13 protein-coding genes are annotated in these 16,771 nt (G+C 71.5%); 8 read left to right on the top strand and 5 right to left on the bottom strand.

The window, feature by feature from the left end; translation table 11 throughout:
• Positions 1 to 66 precede the first annotated feature (66 nt).
• The 3 genes from EAO79_RS07760 (at position 67) to EAO79_RS07750 (ending at position 3,335) form a co-directional block, all read left to right on the top strand.
• On the top strand, positions 67 to 741 hold the full coding sequence (locus EAO79_RS07760) for a TetR/AcrR family transcriptional regulator (RefSeq protein ID WP_086473086.1): 675 nt from the start codon (positions 67 to 69) through the stop codon (positions 739 to 741).
• Complete coding sequence (locus tag EAO79_RS07755) at positions 731 to 1,387, top strand: hypothetical protein (protein WP_206428306.1); 657 nt, start codon at positions 731 to 733, stop codon at positions 1,385 to 1,387. The genes EAO79_RS07760 and EAO79_RS07755 overlap by 11 nt, the downstream gene beginning before the upstream one ends.
• A 70-nt stretch (positions 1,388 to 1,457) precedes the next feature.
• Positions 1,458 to 3,335, top strand: coding sequence for a YhgE/Pip family protein (locus EAO79_RS07750; protein ID WP_124768616.1), 1,878 nt, complete (start codon positions 1,458 to 1,460; stop codon positions 3,333 to 3,335).
• Positions 3,336 to 3,765: 430 nt separating this feature from the next.
• On the opposite strand, the gene EAO79_RS07745 is transcribed toward EAO79_RS07750, so the two are convergent.
• Together EAO79_RS07745 and EAO79_RS07740 are read right to left on the bottom strand one after the other, a co-directional pair.
• A complete protein-coding gene (locus tag EAO79_RS07745) occupies positions 3,766 to 4,086 on the bottom strand; it encodes a hypothetical protein (protein WP_079705005.1) in 321 nt (106 codons plus the stop codon).
• A 247-nt stretch (positions 4,087 to 4,333) separates the two neighbouring features.
• A complete protein-coding gene (locus EAO79_RS07740; RefSeq protein WP_124770109.1) occupies positions 4,334 to 4,939 on the bottom strand; it encodes a TrmH family RNA methyltransferase in 606 nt (201 codons plus the stop codon).
• Between the two features lie 170 nt (positions 4,940 to 5,109).
• Between EAO79_RS07740 and EAO79_RS07735 the strand changes: the two genes are divergently transcribed.
• Positions 5,110 to 5,907 (top strand): HAD-IIA family hydrolase, encoded by a 798-nt coding sequence (locus EAO79_RS07735; RefSeq protein WP_079705004.1) that lies wholly within the window; start codon positions 5,110 to 5,112, stop codon positions 5,905 to 5,907.
• 60 nt (positions 5,908 to 5,967) lie between these two features.
• Entirely contained in the window at positions 5,968 to 7,008 is a 1,041-nt protein-coding gene (locus EAO79_RS07730; protein ID WP_124768615.1) for an alcohol dehydrogenase catalytic domain-containing protein, read from the top strand.
• Between the two features lie 24 nt (positions 7,009 to 7,032).
• Here the strand turns inward: EAO79_RS07730 and EAO79_RS07725 are convergent, their stop codons facing one another.
• From EAO79_RS07725 to EAO79_RS07715, 3 genes are all read right to left on the bottom strand, one after another.
• The gene (locus EAO79_RS07725) at positions 7,033 to 10,716 is read right to left on the bottom strand and encodes a hypothetical protein (RefSeq protein WP_124768614.1); all 3,684 of its coding nucleotides are present in this window, start codon (positions 10,714 to 10,716) and stop codon (positions 7,033 to 7,035) included.
• Positions 10,716 to 11,264 carry an orotate phosphoribosyltransferase gene (gene pyrE / locus EAO79_RS07720; RefSeq protein ID WP_175116436.1) on the bottom strand — a complete coding sequence of 183 codons (549 nt, stop codon included), beginning with the start codon at positions 11,262 to 11,264 and terminating at the stop codon, positions 10,716 to 10,718. The genes EAO79_RS07725 and pyrE overlap by 1 nt, the downstream gene beginning before the upstream one ends.
• A gap of 161 nt (positions 11,265 to 11,425) precedes the next feature.
• A complete protein-coding gene (locus tag EAO79_RS07715; protein ID WP_079705000.1) occupies positions 11,426 to 12,982 on the bottom strand; it encodes an amino acid permease in 1,557 nt (518 codons plus the stop codon).
• A 239-nt stretch (positions 12,983 to 13,221) separates the two neighbouring features.
• On the opposite strand from EAO79_RS07715, the gene EAO79_RS07710 reads away from it, so the two are divergent.
• Genes EAO79_RS07710 through EAO79_RS07700 form a run of 3 tightly spaced genes read left to right on the top strand, consistent with a single transcriptional unit; the run spans position 13,222 to position 16,758 of the window.
• Positions 13,222 to 14,589: a glutamine synthetase family protein gene (locus tag EAO79_RS07710; protein ID WP_079704999.1), complete on the top strand. Its 1,368-nt coding sequence runs from the start codon at positions 13,222 to 13,224 to the stop codon at positions 14,587 to 14,589.
• On the top strand, positions 14,576 to 15,406 hold the full coding sequence (locus EAO79_RS07705) for a gamma-glutamyl-gamma-aminobutyrate hydrolase family protein (RefSeq protein ID WP_124768613.1): 831 nt from the start codon (positions 14,576 to 14,578) through the stop codon (positions 15,404 to 15,406). The genes EAO79_RS07710 and EAO79_RS07705 overlap by 14 nt, the downstream gene beginning before the upstream one ends.
• A complete protein-coding gene (locus EAO79_RS07700; RefSeq protein WP_124768612.1) occupies positions 15,403 to 16,758 on the top strand; it encodes an aldehyde dehydrogenase in 1,356 nt (451 codons plus the stop codon). The genes EAO79_RS07705 and EAO79_RS07700 overlap by 4 nt, the downstream gene beginning before the upstream one ends.
• Positions 16,759 to 16,771: the final 13 nt, after the last annotated feature.

Here is a 16,771-nt window from a genome sequence, read left to right as displayed (position 1 = left end):
GAGAGCTCGCCGCATCCACGAACGTCGATATTGCACACCGCTGTGCAAGATAGTACGATCGCTGTCATGACCACCACCCAAGCGCCCGCGAGCGGGTCGCGCGCCCCTCGTCGCGACGCCGCCGAGAACCGCGTCGCGCTGCTCGAAGCCGCCCGCCTGGCGCTCCGCAGCGACCCCGACGCCAGCCTCGAGACCATCGCGGCGGCCGCCGGCCTCACCCGCCGCTCGGTGTACGGACACTTCGCCACGCGCGACGAGCTCGTGAACGCCGTCGTCGTGGCGGGGGCCGAGCGCGTCGCCTCGTCGATCACGGCCGTCCAGGGCGACGACCCGCTCACCACCATCGCGCTCATCGGCGACGTCCTGTGGGCCCAGGTGGACCACGTCCGGATCATGGCGCCGCTCGCCGTCCGCGGGCCGCTCCGCGCCGTCACGGCGGCCGCCCTCGAACCCGTCAGGACCCTCCTCCTCCGCACCGTCGAGGCGGGCGTCGCGGACGGCTCCATCCGCCCCGACATCGACGCAGGCGTGCTCGCCCGACTCGTCGAGAGCACGGCCGTCGGGGTACTCGAGGAGGCGACCCGATCCGGCCTCTCGACGAGCGCCGGCCGCCGACTCGTCATGCTCGCCACCCTCGGGGCGGTCGGTCTGTCGTGGCAGGACGCCACGGCGGTCGCCGACCGCGCCGACACCGAACGACACACCACCGGTATGAACGAGGAGTCCTCCCATGCGCGTTGAACTCGACGGCGTCTCCAAGGGCAAGGGCGGCATCGTCCTCGAGCCGACCTCGCTCTCCTTCCGGACGGGCGAGGCGACCTTCGCCCGCGCCGAGACCGAGCAGCGGCCGACCGTCCTGGGCCTCATCGCCTCCGGCCGGATGAAGCCCGACACCGGGACCGTCCTCGTCGACGGAGCGACCGACCGCAAGACGATGCGCCGCGTGATCGCCCTCATCGACGCCCCCGACGTCTCCGAACCGGCCAGCGGCGTCGCGGTCTCCGGCGTCGTCGCCGAGGAGCTCATGTTCGCCGGCCGGGCGAGCCACCCCTTCGCCGTCGCGCGGCTCCTCGAGTCATTCGACCTCGCGCACCTCGCGAAGCAGCCGATCTCGACCGTCGCGCCGACCGACCGCGTGCGGCTCCTCACCGAGCTCGCGATCCTCCGGGAGGACGTCACCGCGCTCGTCCTCGTGTCCCCCGACCGCCACGGCGGCGACCCGCTCGAGTGGTGGAACCTCGCCCGCAAGCTCGCCGCCCGCGGCTACGGCGTCCTCGTGATCGCCGGCGACGCCTCGGCGACCGCCATCAACGCCACCGCCGACGCCCCGGTGTCCGAGAACGCCACGGACGAACTCGTCCCCCTCTTCCAGCAGGACTGGTCGTGACGCGCCTCATGCGTCACGACCGCCCGGCACTCCCCTCCGTCAGCACCACCCGTCCCCAGAAGGACCTCCTGTGAAGATCTTCACGATGATCCGCGCCGAACTGTCCCGCCTGTGGGCCACGCCCATGTCGCGGCTCGCCCTCGTCGCCCTCATGTGCGTCCCGTTGCTCTACGGCGGCCTGTACCTCTGGGCGAACCAGGACCCGTACGCCAAGCTCGACCAGGTTCCCGTGGCGCTCGTCGTCGAGGACACCGGTGCGCCGGCGACCGACGACACGACCGGCGATGCGACAGGCGAGACGGAGAACTACGGCGACGACATCGCCGACCAGCTCATCGAGGACGGATCGTTCGCCTGGCACGAGGTCAGCGCGGCCGACGCCGCCCGGGGCGTGAACGACGGCACCTTCGACTTCAGCGTCACGATCCCCGCCGACTTCTCGACCTCCCTCACCTCCGCGTCGGGCGACGCCCCGCAGCAGGCGACGGTCCAGCTCACGACGAACGACGCCAACAGCTACCTGGCGACGACGATCGGTGAGCAGGCGGTCAAGCAGATCAAGGCGACCATCGTGCAGACGGTGAACCGCCAGGCCGCCGGCCGGTTCCTCATCGCGCTCGACACGATCAAGACGAAGCTCGTCGACGCAACCTCGGGCGCGACGCAGCTGGCCGACGGCGCACAGCAGGCCTTCGACGGCGCCGGGACCGCCCAGGCCGGTGCGGCGACCCTCGCCTCCGGCACCGCGCAGATCGCCTCGGGGACGGCCAGCCTGCCCGCCCAGACCGACCAGCTGGCCTCGGGCGCCGAGCAGGTGGCGTCCGGGACGTCGACCCTCGCCGGCAAGGGCGACGAGGTCGGCGCGGCCGCCCAGCGACTCGTGGACTCGATCCCCACGGCCCGTGCGCAGATCTCCCAGACCCTCGCGGAGAACGGCTTCACCCCCGAGCAGATCGCCCAGGTGCTGGCACTGCTCGACCCGGTGGCCGCCGACGCCACGACGGCGAACGAGCGCGTCCAGACCGTCGTCTCGCAGGTCGACCAGCTCAACAGCGGTGCCCAGCAGGTCGCCGGGGGCGCCCGGACGCTGAGCGACGCCATGCCCGCGCTCGCCTCGGGGACGCAGCAGGCCGCCGACGGTGCCGCATCGTTGCAGACCGGCCTCACGACCCTGCAGACGGGCCTCGGCACCCTCCGTGACGGCATCGTCACCCTCCGCGACGGTCTGCAGTCCGGCGCGGACGCCATCCCCGCGACCACCGCGGACTCCCGCGAACTCCAGGCCAAGACGATCGCCGATCCGGTCAAACTGACCAACTCCTCGGTGACGAGCGCGGGCACCTACGGGGCAGGACTCGCTCCGTTCTTCGTCAGCCTCGCCGCCTGGATCGGCATCTACGCGCTCTTCCTCATCGTCAAGCCGGTCTCGCGGCGCGCCATCACCGCGCTCCACAGCCCCATCAAGGTGACCGTCGCCGGTTGGCTCACGCCGGGCCTCCTCGGCACGATCCAGATGGTCGCGCTGTTCGGGATCCTCGCCGGCGCCCTGCACTTCGAGGTCCACAACCCGCTCGCGACCTACGGGATGATGGCGCTCGCGTCCCTCACCTTCGCGGCGATCATCCTGACCCTCAACGTGTGGTTCGGCAGCGTCGGGCAGTTCCTCGGCCTCGTGCTCATGGTCGCCCAGCTCGTCACCGCCGGCGGGACGTTCCCGTGGCAGACACTCCCGGCGCCGCTCGCGGCCCTGCATCACGTGCTCCCGATGTCCTACGCGGTCGACGGCATGCGCCAGTTGATGTACGGCGGACGGATGGACGCCGCGCTGCAGGACGCCGGGGTCCTGCTCGCCTGGCTGGCGATCGCGCTGAGCCTCTCGGCGATCGGCGTGACGCGGATGACGCACGCCAGGACGCTCCGCGACCTCCGACCGAGCCTCATCGGCTAGGCACCGGTCGAGCGCGCAGGAGCTCGCGCAGGAGCGTCGTCCTCGGGTGGGACGACGCTCCGGCGCGTGTGGTCCGCCTGCTGCGTGCGACGCCCATTCGGGTCGGGCATCGTTCGACGTCGGCGTCTGAATGCCGCGTCGATCCGGGTTCGGGTCCGCCCGACAGCGTTGCACTCCCTTGAGTGATCGACCGGAGGCGCGATCATGACGCGGAACGCGGCAGATTCTCTGGAACGTCGTCGAGCCACCGGACGGACCGGCCGTCGTCCGTGGCGGAGACCCCGCCGTCGTACCCCGGAAACACCGGAGGCCGCCGGGAGTGGGGGGACTCCCGGCGGCCACCGGTGCGACGGAACGGGCGCGTTCCGTCTGGAACAGCTGAGCGGCGTGGTTCGGGCCACGGCGACCAGCTGCGGGTGCAGCGCGCTGATCAGCTGGAGAGCAGCGACGCCTCCTCGCGCTGTTCGGCGAGCATCCGACGACGGGTCGCGAACGCGGCTCCGGCCCCCCAGATGAGGAGCGACGCGAACAACGCACCGGCCGGAGCGATGAGCTCGCCCGAGCCGGTCTGTGTCGCACTGATCGAGCTCGACGCCTCGTCGACCCGGGCGTCGGCCTGAGCCGGCGCGGCGACGCCGACGATGAGGGCGACCGCGAGGGCTGCGGGGACGGCGAGCGCGGCGATGCCACGGACCTTGGACGGGCGGGTTCCTCGTTCGGGCGAGGCTCCCAGGGCAGAACGGTGCGTCATCTTCGATTCATCCTTCGGGTGACCGCCGATTCGCACCGCACGGATTCGGGTCCGTACGGTGGCCCTCGGTGGCTTCGGGTGCCGGAGGGATTCGGGTTCAGCGGTGGAGTGTTGCTCCGCTAGACAGTATGCCGGGCGGTGTCGGCACTTTGGGGGACCACGGGGTCAATTGAGGGAATCTTGAGGTGTTCCTGAGGTAGGCGCAGACCTGCCGTTGGAAACCACCCGCGGACGGGGGCCAACCCGATCAGGATGCGTCGAAGGAGACGTGCTGCATGACCCAGGCGTGCATCGCGACGGCCGCTGCCGCGGACGCGTTGATCGATCTCGTCGACCCGAACTGGGTGATCTCGAGCACCGCATCGGCCGCGGCGAGCGCCTCCGGTGAGAGCCCCGGCCCCTCCTGTCCGAAGAGGAGGAGGCACCGCTCGGGAAGCCTGAACGTCTCGATCGGAACCGATCCCGGCACGTTGTCGATCGCGATGATCGGCAGCTCGGCCGCCGACGCCCAGGCGACGAGCGCCGCGACGTCGACGTGGTGCTCGACGTGCTGGTAGCGGTCGGTCACCATGGCTCCACGTTTGTTCCAGCGACGGCGTCCGACGATGTGGACGGTGTCGGCGGCGAACGCGTTGGCGGTGCGCACGATCGACCCGATGTTCATGTCGTGCTGCCAGTTCTCGATGGCGACGTGGAACGGGTGGCGGTGGTCGTCGATGTCGGCGACGATGGCCTCCATCGACCAGTACCGGTAGCGGTCGACGACGTTCCGGGTGTCGCCGTCGCGCAGCAGCGCGGGGTCGTACCACGGGTCGTCCGGCCACTCCCCCTGCCACGGACCGACGCCAGCCATCGGGCTCTCGGCCTGATCGGGACCGGCGACCGGGTCGTCCGGGTGGAGCGGGGTCTCTGGCACCAGCCAACCCTACCCGCGCCGTGCCACACTGGAGGTCCGGGCCCGACGCCGCGCCACCCCCGCGGCGCAGCGCTCGCGCAGCCCGCACGGAGCACCTGGAGGAACGCATGTCACGACGCGACGAGGTCGAATGCTGGCTCACCGACATGGACGGCGTGCTCGTCCATGAGAACCACGCCCTCCCTGGTGCCGCTGCGCTCCTGCAGCAGTGGCAGGACCAGCGGACGCCCTTCCTGGTACTCACCAACAACTCGATCTTCACCCCGCGCGACCTGAGCGCCCGACTGCGTGCCTCCGGGCTCGACGTGCCCGAGGAGTTCATCTGGACTTCCGCACTCGCGACGGCCGCCTTCCTGGCCGAGCAGGAGCCGGGCGGCTCGGCGTTCGTCATCGGGGAGGCCGGGATCACCACGGCCATCCACGAGGCCGGCTTCACCATGACGGAGACGAACCCCGACTACGTGGTCGTCGGCGAGACCCGCAACTACTCGTTCGAGGCCATCACGAAGGCGATCCGTCTCATCGCCGGCGGCGCGCGCTTCATCGTGACCAACCCGGACGCGACCGGACCGAGCAAGGACGGCCCGCTTCCGGCGACCGGCGCCATCGCGGCCCTCATCACGAAGGCCACCGGCATGGAGCCGTACGTCGTCGGCAAGCCGAACCCGATGATGTTCCGATCGGCGCTCAACAAGATCGGCGCCCACTCGGAGAACACCGGCATGATCGGCGACCGCATGGACACCGACATCGTCGCGGGCATCGAGGCCGGTCTCCACACGATCCTCGTGCTCACGGGCATCAGCGACGAGGCCGAGATCAACCGCTACCCGTTCCGTCCGAACGAGATCCTGAGTGGCGTCATCGACCTCGTGAAGACCGAGCCCGTCGAGGTCGAGATCTAGGCCCCCCGCCACCACCAGCCACACCGATCCACTCCGCCCCGCCACGCACCGAGGACTTCCATGCGCGCCGTCGTCTACGACCAGTTCACCGCCGAGCCCGAGGTCCGCGACGTCCCGGATCCGGTGCCGTCCGACGCCGGCGTCGTGGTGCGGGTGGAGACCACGGGGCTCTGCCGGAGTGATGCGCACGGCTGGCTCGGGCACGACGACGGCATCGCCCTCCCCCACGTGCCCGGCCATGAACTCGTCGGGCGCATCCACGCCGTCGGCCCCGCCGTCGAGCGGTTCCGCGTGGGCGACCGCGTCACGGTGCCCTTCGTGTGCGCGTGCGGACGCTGCGCCCAGTGCCTCGCGGGGAACGGGCAGGTCTGCCCGAACCAGACGCAGCCGGGCTTCACCCACTGGGGGTCCTACGCGGAGCTCGTCGCCCTGCACGACGCCGACGTCAACCTCATCCCGGTGCCCGAGTCCCTCGACGCCGGCGCCGCCGCCCTCCTCGGGTGCCGCTTCGCGACGGCCTTCCGCGGGCTCGTCCATCGCGCCGAGCTCCGCAGCGGGGAGCGCCTGCTCGTCGTCGGCTGCGGCGGCGTGGGGCTGAGCGCGGCCATGATCGGCGTCGCGCTCGGTGCCGAGGTCATCGCCGTCGACATCGACGCCTCTGCCCTGGCGCGTGCGGCGTCGATCGGCGTCACGCACACGATCGACTCGAGCGGGCTCGACGAGGCCGCCGTCCTCGCTCGCATCGCCGAAGCCGCGCCGGCGGGCGTGCAGGTGTCGGTCGAAGCCCTCGGGCGCGAGTCCACGATGCGCCTCAGCCTCCTCGCGCTGGCACCGATGGGCCGTCAGGTGCAGATCGGGCTGTTCTCGAGCGAACCGACCCTCCCACTGCCGCGCATCATCTCGCAGGAGCTGTCGCTCCACGGCAGCCACGGCATGCCGGCGTCCGACTACTCGGAGCTGCTCGACCTCGTCGCGAGCGGCGCGCTGCGCCCGCAGCACCTCATCGAACACCGCATCGGCCTCGACGAGGCACCGGCAGCACTCGCCGCCCTGGCGTCCGGCGACCGCTCGACGGGCGTGACCGTCATCGACGTCGCCTGACCCGCGTCGGCGTCAGGTGCGTCGTCAGACGGTGTCCGGGGCTCCGGCCATCGACCACCCTGCGGACACGCTCGGCATCGTGGCGTCGGCAGCCGCACCGGCCGCGTTCGCGGCACCGACGAGCGTTCCGAAGTAGAACGCGAGCAGGAGCAGGACCGCTGCACCCAGGCCGACGACCGCCCAGAGCAGCGCCTTCGGGATGCCCTGATCCGCGTGCTCTCCGCGGTATTCGGGGAGATCGCGATCGGGAGCGGACTGCGTGGCCTGAGGCGGCAAGGTGGCGCCGACGATACCCGCAGCCGCGGCCGGGGTCGTGAGCGCGCTCGCGCCGTCGAGTTCCGGGAACGCGACCGTCTCGCCGGGGAGCGCGGCCGGGGCCGTCTGCGGCACGTTCGCGACCGGTCCCTGCGAGGGGACGGCCGCGGCGTGTGCGCCGAAGACGGAGACCGAGGCGGGGATCACGGGTGTGGGCGCGGTGTTCGAGGCGACATCGGGCTCGGCCACCGGGGAGGTGTCCGCAGCGTCGTCGTCGTCTCCGGCAGCGTGGGCCCCGGTTCGTCGTGACCCGCCGGTGTCGTCGTCGGCGTCCGTGCCGTCGACATCGGTACCGTCGGCGGCGACGAGGCCCGGGATGGGGGCGAGCGGGAGATCAGGGTCGGCGATCGCGTCGGCCTGGAGCGACCACCCACCCTCGGCGGCGAAGGCGTCGGCAAGCGACCGTGCCGAGGCCGCCTCGGCCGTGGCGGTGGCGTCTGGCTGATCGGACGGCTCGGACGGCTCGGACGGCTCGGACGGGGCGACCGTGGCCGTGTCGTCGACCTGCTCGGTGTCGGCGGGCGGTGTGGCAGCCGGCCCGCCGTCAGTCGCGGCGCCATCGGCCGAGGCGATCTGGACCGCATCCGTGTCGGGTCCGAGGTCGAACAGCGACTCGAGCCGCAGCTCCTCGCTGACCGGCTCGGGCTCGCCGACCGGCTCAGGGTCGATCGAGACCTCGTCAGCGAGCAGGGCATCCGACGCGGCGGCATCCGTGGTGGGATCGGTCGCACCGTCGGCGACTGCGCCGTCCGGCACGAACGACGGAAGCGGTGTGACGCCCGCTGCAGCGAGTGGGACGGCGTCGAACTCGACGATCTCCTCGTCGAACTCGTCGTCGAGCTCCTCCGGGTCGACGGCGAACACCGGGGTCTCGGGAGCAGGAGTATCGGTGACGGGGGTCGGTGCCGTCTCGAGAGCGGAGTCGGCGTCGAGGTCGGCCGAGGTCTCCGTGTCGTCGGTGTCGTCGCCCGAGCCGAGCCCGGAAGCGACGCCCGCAGCGGTTGCGGCCCCTGCGGCGGCGAGGCCACCGGCCGCGACGGCTGCGTCGAACCCGCCGAGCGACAGCGTCGGGAAGAGGTCGACCGTGTCGTTCGCGGCGGGGACGATCGGTGCGGCGTCCGGCGCGGAGCTGTCGGTCTCGGTCGCGTCGTCGGTCCAGCTGGCGAACTCGTCACCGGGTCCGTCGACGAGCGGGCGACCGAGCGTGACGGCGGCGAGGCCCGGAGCGAAGGGCTGGACGTCGCCGGCGATGAACGCGGCATCGGGCACCTCGCCCTCGAGCGCGAGCTCCGAGGGGGACTCCGCACTCACGGCTGACGACTCGGCGCCCTCCCACTCCACCGGCGGGACCGGGATGGGCTGGGTCGTGGGAGCCGCGTGCACGAGCGGGTCGAGGGCGTCGTTCGGCGCGAGGTCCCACACGAATGGCGCGGTGCCGAAGGGGCTGACCGTGGGCTCGGGTTGCACGCCGTCGAGGGAGATGAGCTCCGTGATGGAGCGCTCGGCCTTCGGAGTCGGCGGGCCGAAGGCTGGTGGGACGTCGGCGGCGTCCGTCGCGTCGTCGTCGACCGACGCATCGTCACGGCCGGGCTCGGCGTCCGTGTCGGCGTCGGGTGTCGGCGCCGGAGGAACCGCTGCTGCTGCGGCTGCGGCACCCGCCAGGGCCGAGAAGCCCGGACCGCCGAGGCTGTCGAACGGCCGCGTCTCATCGAGCGGCTCGGCATCGACGTCGGGGACCGTCTCGGGCCACGGGACGTCGGCTGGTGAGGTCGGCTCCGCTGCGCTCGCGGGCGACGCCGCTGCGACCGTGTCCCAGCGGAACGGCGCCGCGGGGGTGATCGGTTCGGAGGCGACGATGCCGTCGGATGCGGGCTCGGGGTCCGAGTCGGTGGTCGGCTCGACCGGCTCGCTCGCGGACGGGGACGTCGCCTCATCGGTGGCGGCGACGGCGACGGACTCGTCCGCGGTATCGAGCTGCTGGGGCGCCTCGTCGACCGGCTCAGCGTGCGGTTCCTCGGACGCCTGCTCCTCCGGTGCCGCCGGCGCGGCGCCGAACGTCGCACCGAACGGTTCCGTCAACCAGGCCAGCGGATCCGTGCGCGGCGCGGAGGCTTCGGCAGTCGCCGGCTCGGCGGTCCAGACGTCGTCGGTAGCTGCTTCGTCGTCCGGGGCTTCGTCGAGTCCTGAGTCGGCGGGCGCCGAAGCATCGATCGTCGTGTCACGGACCTCGACGGTCTCGCCACCGAGGACGTCGTCGCCGAACGTCTCGGAGAGACTCCAGGAGCCCTCCGGGAGATCGTCGTCGTCCAGCTCGGTGTCGGGCGTCGTCGCGGAGCCTGACGGCACATCGTGGTCCGCGGCGGGCGGCGTCGGCGTCACCGGCGGGGCGGTGGGCAGCAGCGGTGCGGCGGGCGTGCCGCCGGCGGTCGTCGCGGTGGAGGTCGTCGCGGCGGTCTCCTCCGCTTCGACCGCGGCCCAGGCCGCCGGGTCGTCGGCTGCGAGTGCCCGGGCCGTGGGCAGGACGGCCGTCGAGACGTCCTCCGGGGCCACTGGAGCGATGTCGGTGTCGTCGCTGCCACCGAGGCTCCAGGGCTCGTCGTCGACCGGTGGCAGGACGACCGGGTTCGTTGGCGCGGGCCGGAAGGTACCGGCGGGCGCGTGCTGGAGGACGGAGTCGGTGTCGACCGTCAGCTCGTTGCGGGCGGGCGGCACCGGCGATGCCGGGGCGGGGGTCGGTGGAACGACCGGGAGCTCGAGGGCGTTCGGGTGCCGCAGACCCTCCGACCGGGCAGGAGCTTCCTCGGGCAGCGGGTCGGCCGGGGCTGCAGGCGTGGCGGTTGCGGCGGGCTCCGCGCTGGGTGCATCCGGCGTCTGCGGTGCGGGGACCGGTGTCGGGTCGTCGGCCGGGTTCGGTACCTGGCTCTGCCACCAGGCCAGGAGTTCGGCCTCGCTCGCGAACTCACCGGGAGCGGCGGCCGGGGCGGCGGGGGCCTGCTCGGCGGCAACGGGCGTCTGCTCGACGGGAGCGGGCAGCGGCTCGACCGGAGCCGGCGTCGGCTCAGCGGCCGTCGGGGTCGCGGGCGCATCCGGCACGGAGGGCGCGGAGGGCGCGGACCACTGGGGCTCGGCCCGGACCGGCGCGGTCACCGGCGAAGCAGCGGGCTGGGCAGCGGCGTCGCCGACGACCGGGAGGACACGCGTCCGGTCGTCGTCGTCGTCGACGGGCACCGGAGCGACGGCTGCCGACGGCTGCTCGTCGACCGCGTCGGTGTCGGGCTGCGTCTCGATCGCCTCCGTGTCGTCGGCGTCGAGCTGCGAGAGCAGCCAGTCGGTTCCGTCCGCGGGTTCGTCCGGCAGCCCGGCCCCGCCGCGTCCGGTTCCGTCGCCGGACATCAGACGAGTCCCAGGTCTTCCAGGCCGATCGCGGCCAGGTACTGGTAGCCCGCGGCCTCGATGATCTCGCGGGCGCCGGTCGCGCGGTCGACGACGACGGCGACGGCGACCACCTCGGCTCCGACCTTCTCGAGCGCTTCGGCCGCCTTGAGCGGTGACCCACCGGTGGTCGAGGTGTCCTCCAGCACGATCACGCGCTTGCCCTGGAGGTCGGGGCCCTCGACCTGCTTGCCGCGGCCGTGGTCCTTCGGCTCCTTGCGGACGACGAACGCGTCGTAGGTGAGTCCGCGCGCGGCACCCTGGTGCAGGATCGCGGCGGCCACCGGGTCGGCACCCATGGTGAGGCCACCGACCGCGAAGACGTCGGGGACGTCTGCGATGAGGTCGATCATGACCTGCCCGATGAGGGGCGCGACGCGGTGGTCGAGGCTCACCTTGCGGAGGTCGACGTAGTACGTCGCTTTCTTGCCGCTCGTCAGGGTGAAGTCACCGTGGAACACGGCTTCCGCCGAGATGTGGTCAATGAGCTGAGCTCGTGCGTCCGTCACGTCGACGAGTCTACAAGCTGTGACCCCCATCGCCGCAGTCGCCCGGATGGGGGCGGTCCGCATCCCCGACGCAGGAGAGCCCCGGCGTGTCGGGCACGACTCGCCGGGGCTCGGGGACGCCACACCGCCACGTCCTGCGTCGGGGCGGCTGCGTCCGGGGGTCAACGCGCGGTGCCGGAGCCCGGGTCCTCGGGACGATCGGCTGCGAGCAGCTCCGCCTCGGTCGCGCCGCCGTAGCCGTCCGTCTCCGGGTCTCCGTGCAGGCCGCCCGAGACCGCGTACTCCTCCTCCGGCGACATGACGAGCCGGTGGCGACCCCAGACGGCGAAGGCGACCAGCATGACGACGTACACGACGACGATCGCGATGATCGCCGGGAGGAACGTCGGGTTGAGCAGGAAGCCGACGAAGATGAGCGCGGCGATGACGGCCGCGATGACCGCCCCCGGCACACCCCAGGGGCTGCGGTAGGGCCGCTTGGCGTTCGGGAACTTCTTCCGGAGCAGCAGGAACGCGATCATCTGCATGAGGTACGCGAGCACCGCACCCCAGACCGCGATGTTCAGCACGATCGCCCCGGCGACGCCGCCCGATCCGCCGGCCGCGTCGACGATGAGCAACGCGATGAACCCGATGATCGCCCCGGCCACGAGGGCCACCCACGGCGTCTGCCGCTTGCCGGTGAGGGAGAGGAACCGCGGGTAGTACCCGGCGCGGGACAGCGAGTACATGTTGCGACCGTAGGCGAACATGATGCCCTGCAGCGAGGCGAGGAGCCCGATGAGGGCGAAGAGGGCGAGGACCGCCGCCGCACCGTCGCCGACGATGGCCCGGAAGCCGTCGAGCAGGGGCTCGCCCGCCGTACCCGTCGCCTCCGCACCGATCACACCGGTGTTGAGGAACAGCACGAGCAGACCGGTGACGATCAGGGTTCCACGAGCCCAGAACCCGGCCTTCGGGATGTCGCGCACCGGGTTGTGGGACTCCTCCGCCGCGAGCGGCAGCTCCTCGATGCCGAGGAAGAACCACATCGCGAAGGGCAGGGCGAACAGGATGGGGAGGACGCCGTGCGGCAGGAACTCGGTCTGGCCCGCGTCGGGGGCGATGTCGAACAGGTTGGCCCAGGCGAACTGGCCGGAGAAGATCGCCATCGCGGAGAACACGAGCAGGATGCCGATGGAGATGATCGAGACGACGATCGCGAAGCGGAAGGAGATGCTGGCGCCGGCGGAGTTCAGCGCGATGAACGCGACGTACAGGATCGCCCACCACACGGGCGACGGCATGGAGAACCCGAGCAGCTCGCTCGTGATGGCGTCGGCGTAGGAGGCCGAGAAGTACACGATCACGGCCGTGGTCGCGACGTACTCGATGGTCTCCGCGAGGCCGGTCACGAACCCGCCGAGCGGACCCATCGCCGCTCTCGCGAACGAGTAGGCCCCGCCGGTGTGCGGCATCGCCGCGGCCATCTCCCCGATCGAGAAGATCATGCCGTAGTACATCGCGACGAGGATGACGAAGGCGATGAGCATGCCGCCGAACCCGGCGAAGTCGATGCCGAAGTTCCAGCCGGAGAAGTCGCCGGAGATGACCGCCGCGACGGCGAGGCCCCAGAGGCCCCACACCCCGGCGGACCGCTTCAAGCTGCGTTTCTCGAAGTACCCCTCGCCGGCCGCGGTGTAGGTCACCCCGGAGATCTTGCGCGTGTCGTCAGCCATCGATGCGTCCTGTCGCTCGGGTTGCGCGCTCGTCGGGCTCGCACAACGTCCTCAGATTCGGTTGGCCCGACTCTAGGACCTGCAATGGTCGCGTGTACATACCTTTGTGAGGAAATCCGTCTCACAAAAGCTTCGATCCGCCGGAGCTGCTGTGATGTAATGGTCGAGTTCGCGACCTTTCAGTTCTCCATCGAGGCAGAACGCCGACGACGGGTCCCCCGGATCAACGAGGAGCTGCCATGCACCCACGCTCAGGAAACCTGACGCTCGAGGAGCTCACGACGGCCGTCGCCGCGCGCGAGATCGACACCGTGATCCTCGCGTTCACCGACATGCAGGGCCGACTCGTCGGCAAGCGCGTCTCGGCCCGCCTCTTCGTCGAGGACGTCGCCGAGCACGGAGCGGAGTGCTGCAACTACCTGCTCGCGGTCGACGTCGAGATGAACACCGTCGACGGCTACGCGATGTCGAGTTGGGAGCGCGGCTACGGCGACATGGCGATGATCCCCGACTTCTCGACCCTCCGCCGCGTGCCCTGGCTGCCGGGCACGGCCCTCGTCACCGCCGACCTCCAGTGGCTCGACGACGCCCCGGTGGTCGCTTCGCCCCGTCAGATCCTCATCGCCCAGCTCGAGCGGCTCGCCGAACGCGGCCTCGTCCCGTTCGTCGGCACGGAGCTCGAGTTCCTCGTCTTCGACGACACCTTCCGGGAGGCCTGGGCGAAGGACTACACGAAGCTGACCCCCGCCACCGACTACAACATCGACTACGCGATCCTCGCCTCGACCCGCATGGAGCCGTTGCTGCGCGACATCCGCAACGCCATGGACGGCGCCGGCATGTACTGCGAGGGCGTCAAGGGCGAGTGCAACCTCGGGCAGCAGGAGATCGCGTTCCGCTACGACCACGCCCTCGTCACCTGCGACAACCACTCGATCTACAAGAACGGGGCGAAGGAGATCGCCGACGCCCACGGCAAGAGCCTCACGTTCATGGCGAAGTTCGACGAGCGCGAGGGCAACAGCTGCCACATCCACATCAGCCTCCGCGGCGAGGACGGTTCGGCCGTGTTCGCGGACCCCGACGCGCCCGACGGCATGTCGAAGCTCTTCCGGCACTTCCTGGCCGGGCAGCTCGCCGCGATGCGCGAGCTGACGATGTTCTTCGCCCCGAACATCAACTCCTACAAGCGCTACGTCGACGGCAGCTTCGCCCCGACGGCCGTCGCCTGGGGACACGACAACCGCACGTGCTCACTCCGGGTCGTCGGCCGGGGCCTCGGCATGCGCGTCGAGAACCGGGTGCCGGGCGGCGACGTCAACCAGTACCTCGCCGTCGCCGCGCTCATCGCCGCCGGACTGCACGGCATCGAGAACGAACTGGAGCTCGAGGACCCGACCAGCGGCAACGCCTACACGGGCGGTGCGCCCCGCGTCCCGACGTCGCTCCGGGAGGCGGCCGAGCTCTTCTCGCAGTCGACGATCGCCCGCGAGGCCTTCGGCGACGAGGTCGTCGACCACTACCTGAACTTCGCGAAGGTGGAACTCGCCGCCTTCGACGCCGCGGTGACGGACTGGGAGCGGGTGCGCGGCTTTGAACGCCTCTGACCCGAACGTCCCAGCGACCGACCCGCCCGTCTCGAGCGCCCCGCTCATCGGCATCACGACCTACCTCGAACAGGCCCAGACCGGGGTGTGGGACGTCCCGGCGTCCTTCCTCCCGAAGGTGTACCTCGACGCCGTGACGGATGCGGGTGGGATCGCGGTCCTCCTCCCACCCCAGCCGGTCACCCGTGCCGTGGCCGCATCCGTGCTGGCGCGGCTCGACGGCCTCATCGTCTCGGGTGGCGCCGACGTCGACCCCGGCCTGTACGGGCAGGTCGCCCACCCGCGCACGGGTCGGCCACGGACCGACCGGGACGCCTGGGAGGAGGCGCTGCTCACGGCGGCGATCGACGCCGAGCTGCCGTTCCTCGGCATCTGCCGTGGCGCGCAACTGCTGAACGTCGCGCTCGGCGGGACGCTCGTCCAGCACCTCCCCGACCTCGTCGGCGACGACTCCTTCCAGCCCGGCGAGGGCGTCTTCGGGCCGAAGACCGTCGCGATCGACGCCGACTCGCGACTGGCCGCGCTGCTCCGGCAGGACGACGACGAGCTCGACGTGCACGTCTACCACCACCAGTCGATCGACCGCGTCGCCGACGGACTCGTCGTCACCGCCCGCACCGAGGAGGGCGTCATCGAGGCGGTCGAGCTGCCGACGGTCCCCTTCGGTCTCGCCGTGCAGTGGCACCCCGAGGAGGAGACGGCCGACCGGCGTCTCTTCGCCGGGCTCGTGGACGCCGCGCGTCGACACCGCGACGCCGGGACCACCGCAGGACTCAGCACCACACCCGGCACCGAGAGCAGGAGCACCGCACCGTGAGCTACACGATCCTCAATCCGGCGAACGAACACGTCGTCACGACCGTCGAGCACCTCGACCTCGCCGAGACGGACGCCGCCATCGCCCGCGCCGCCGTCGCCCAGCGGTCCTGGGCGGCCGTCAGCCCCGCCGACCGCGCCCAGGCGCTCCGCCGCTTCGCCGCATCGGTCGACGCCGACCGCGAGCACCTCGCGAGCCTCGAGGTCGTCAACTCGGGCCACCCCATCACCCAGGCGCGGTGGGAGGCCGGACACGTCCGCGATGTGCTCGAGTACTACTCGGCGTCACCCGAACGGCTCTTCGGTCAGCAGATCCCCGTCGCCGGCGGCATCGACCTGACCTTCCACGAACCGCTCGGCGTCGTCGGCATCATCACCCCGTGGAACTTCCCGATGACGATCGCCGCCTGGGGGTTCGCGCCGGCGCTCGCGGCGGGGAACGCGGTGGTCCTGAAGCCCGCGGAGTGGACGCCGCTGACGAGCATCCGCCTCGGGGAACTCGCCCTCGAATCCGGCCTGCCCGAGGGCCTGTTCCAGGTGTTGCCTGGCCGCGGGTCGGTCGTCGGCGAGCGCTTCGTCACGAACGAGACCGTCCGGAAGGTCGTCTTCACCGGGTCGACCGCCGTCGGCAAGCGCATCATGGCCGGCGCGGCCGAGCAGGTGAAGCGGGTCACCCTCGAACTCGGCGGCAAGAGCGCCAACATCGTGTTCGCAGACGCCGACCTCGAACGCGCGGCCGCCGCCGCCCCCTACGGCGTCTTCGAGAACGCGGGCCAGGACTGCTGCGCCCGGAGCCGGATCCTCGTCCAACGGAGCGTCTACGAGCGGTTCATGGAGCTGTTGGAGCCGGCCGTGCAGGGTGTGGTCGTCGGCGATCCGAACGACGAGGCCACCGAGATGGGGCCGCTCGTCTCCGCTCCGCACCTGGCCGCCGTGCGCTCGTACGTGCCCGAGGGTGCGCCGGTCGCCTTCACCGGCAGCGCCCCGGACGGCCCGGGGTACTGGTTCGCGCCGACCGTGCTGACGCCCGGCCGCGACGACCGCACCGTCCGGGAGGAGATCTTCGGTCCCGTCGTCGCCGTGCTGCCCTTCGAGGACGAGGCCGACGCCCTCACCCTCGCGAACGACACGGAGTACGGCCTCTCCGGCTCGATCTGGACCCGCGACATCGGCCGTGCGATGCGGGCCGCTCGAGCGGTGGAGTCGGGCAACCTGTCGGTCAACTCCCATTCCTCCGTCCGCTACTCCACCCCCTTCGGCGGGTTCAAGCAGTCGGGTCTCGGGCGCGAGCTCGGTCCCGACGCGCCGCTCGCCTTCACCGAGACGAAGAACGTCTTCCTCGCCGTCGACTGAACGACCCGCACCA

It is taken from the genome of Plantibacter sp. PA-3-X8 (assembly GCF_003856975.1).
Classification (GTDB): Bacteria; Actinomycetota; Actinomycetes; order Actinomycetales; family Microbacteriaceae; genus Plantibacter; species Plantibacter auratus.
The sequence above is the reverse complement of the archived record's forward strand: the minus strand, read 5'-3'. Positions and strand labels throughout refer to the sequence as shown.

What these genes read in the sequence shown, in the direction of transcription:
- EAO79_RS07725 (WP_124768614.1), bottom strand. Translation starts at nt 10,716, where the DNA reads ATGTCCGGCGACGGAACCGGACGCGGCGGGGCCGGGCTGCCGGACGAA.
- EAO79_RS07760 (WP_086473086.1), top strand. Translation starts at nt 67, where the DNA reads ATGACCACCACCCAAGCGCCCGCGAGCGGGTCGCGCGCCCCTCGTCGC.
- EAO79_RS07740 (WP_124770109.1), bottom strand. Translation starts at nt 4,939, where the DNA reads ATGGCTGGCGTCGGTCCGTGGCAGGGGGAGTGGCCGGACGACCCGTGG.
- EAO79_RS07710 (WP_079704999.1), top strand. Translation starts at nt 13,222, where the DNA reads ATGCACCCACGCTCAGGAAACCTGACGCTCGAGGAGCTCACGACGGCC.
- EAO79_RS07735 (WP_079705004.1), top strand. Translation starts at nt 5,110, where the DNA reads ATGTCACGACGCGACGAGGTCGAATGCTGGCTCACCGACATGGACGGC.
- EAO79_RS07715 (WP_079705000.1), bottom strand. Translation starts at nt 12,982, where the DNA reads ATGGCTGACGACACGCGCAAGATCTCCGGGGTGACCTACACCGCGGCC.
- EAO79_RS07755 (WP_206428306.1), top strand. Translation starts at nt 731, where the DNA reads ATGCGCGTTGAACTCGACGGCGTCTCCAAGGGCAAGGGCGGCATCGTC.
- EAO79_RS07745 (WP_079705005.1), bottom strand. Translation starts at nt 4,086, where the DNA reads ATGACGCACCGTTCTGCCCTGGGAGCCTCGCCCGAACGAGGAACCCGC.
- EAO79_RS07730 (WP_124768615.1), top strand. Translation starts at nt 5,968, where the DNA reads ATGCGCGCCGTCGTCTACGACCAGTTCACCGCCGAGCCCGAGGTCCGC.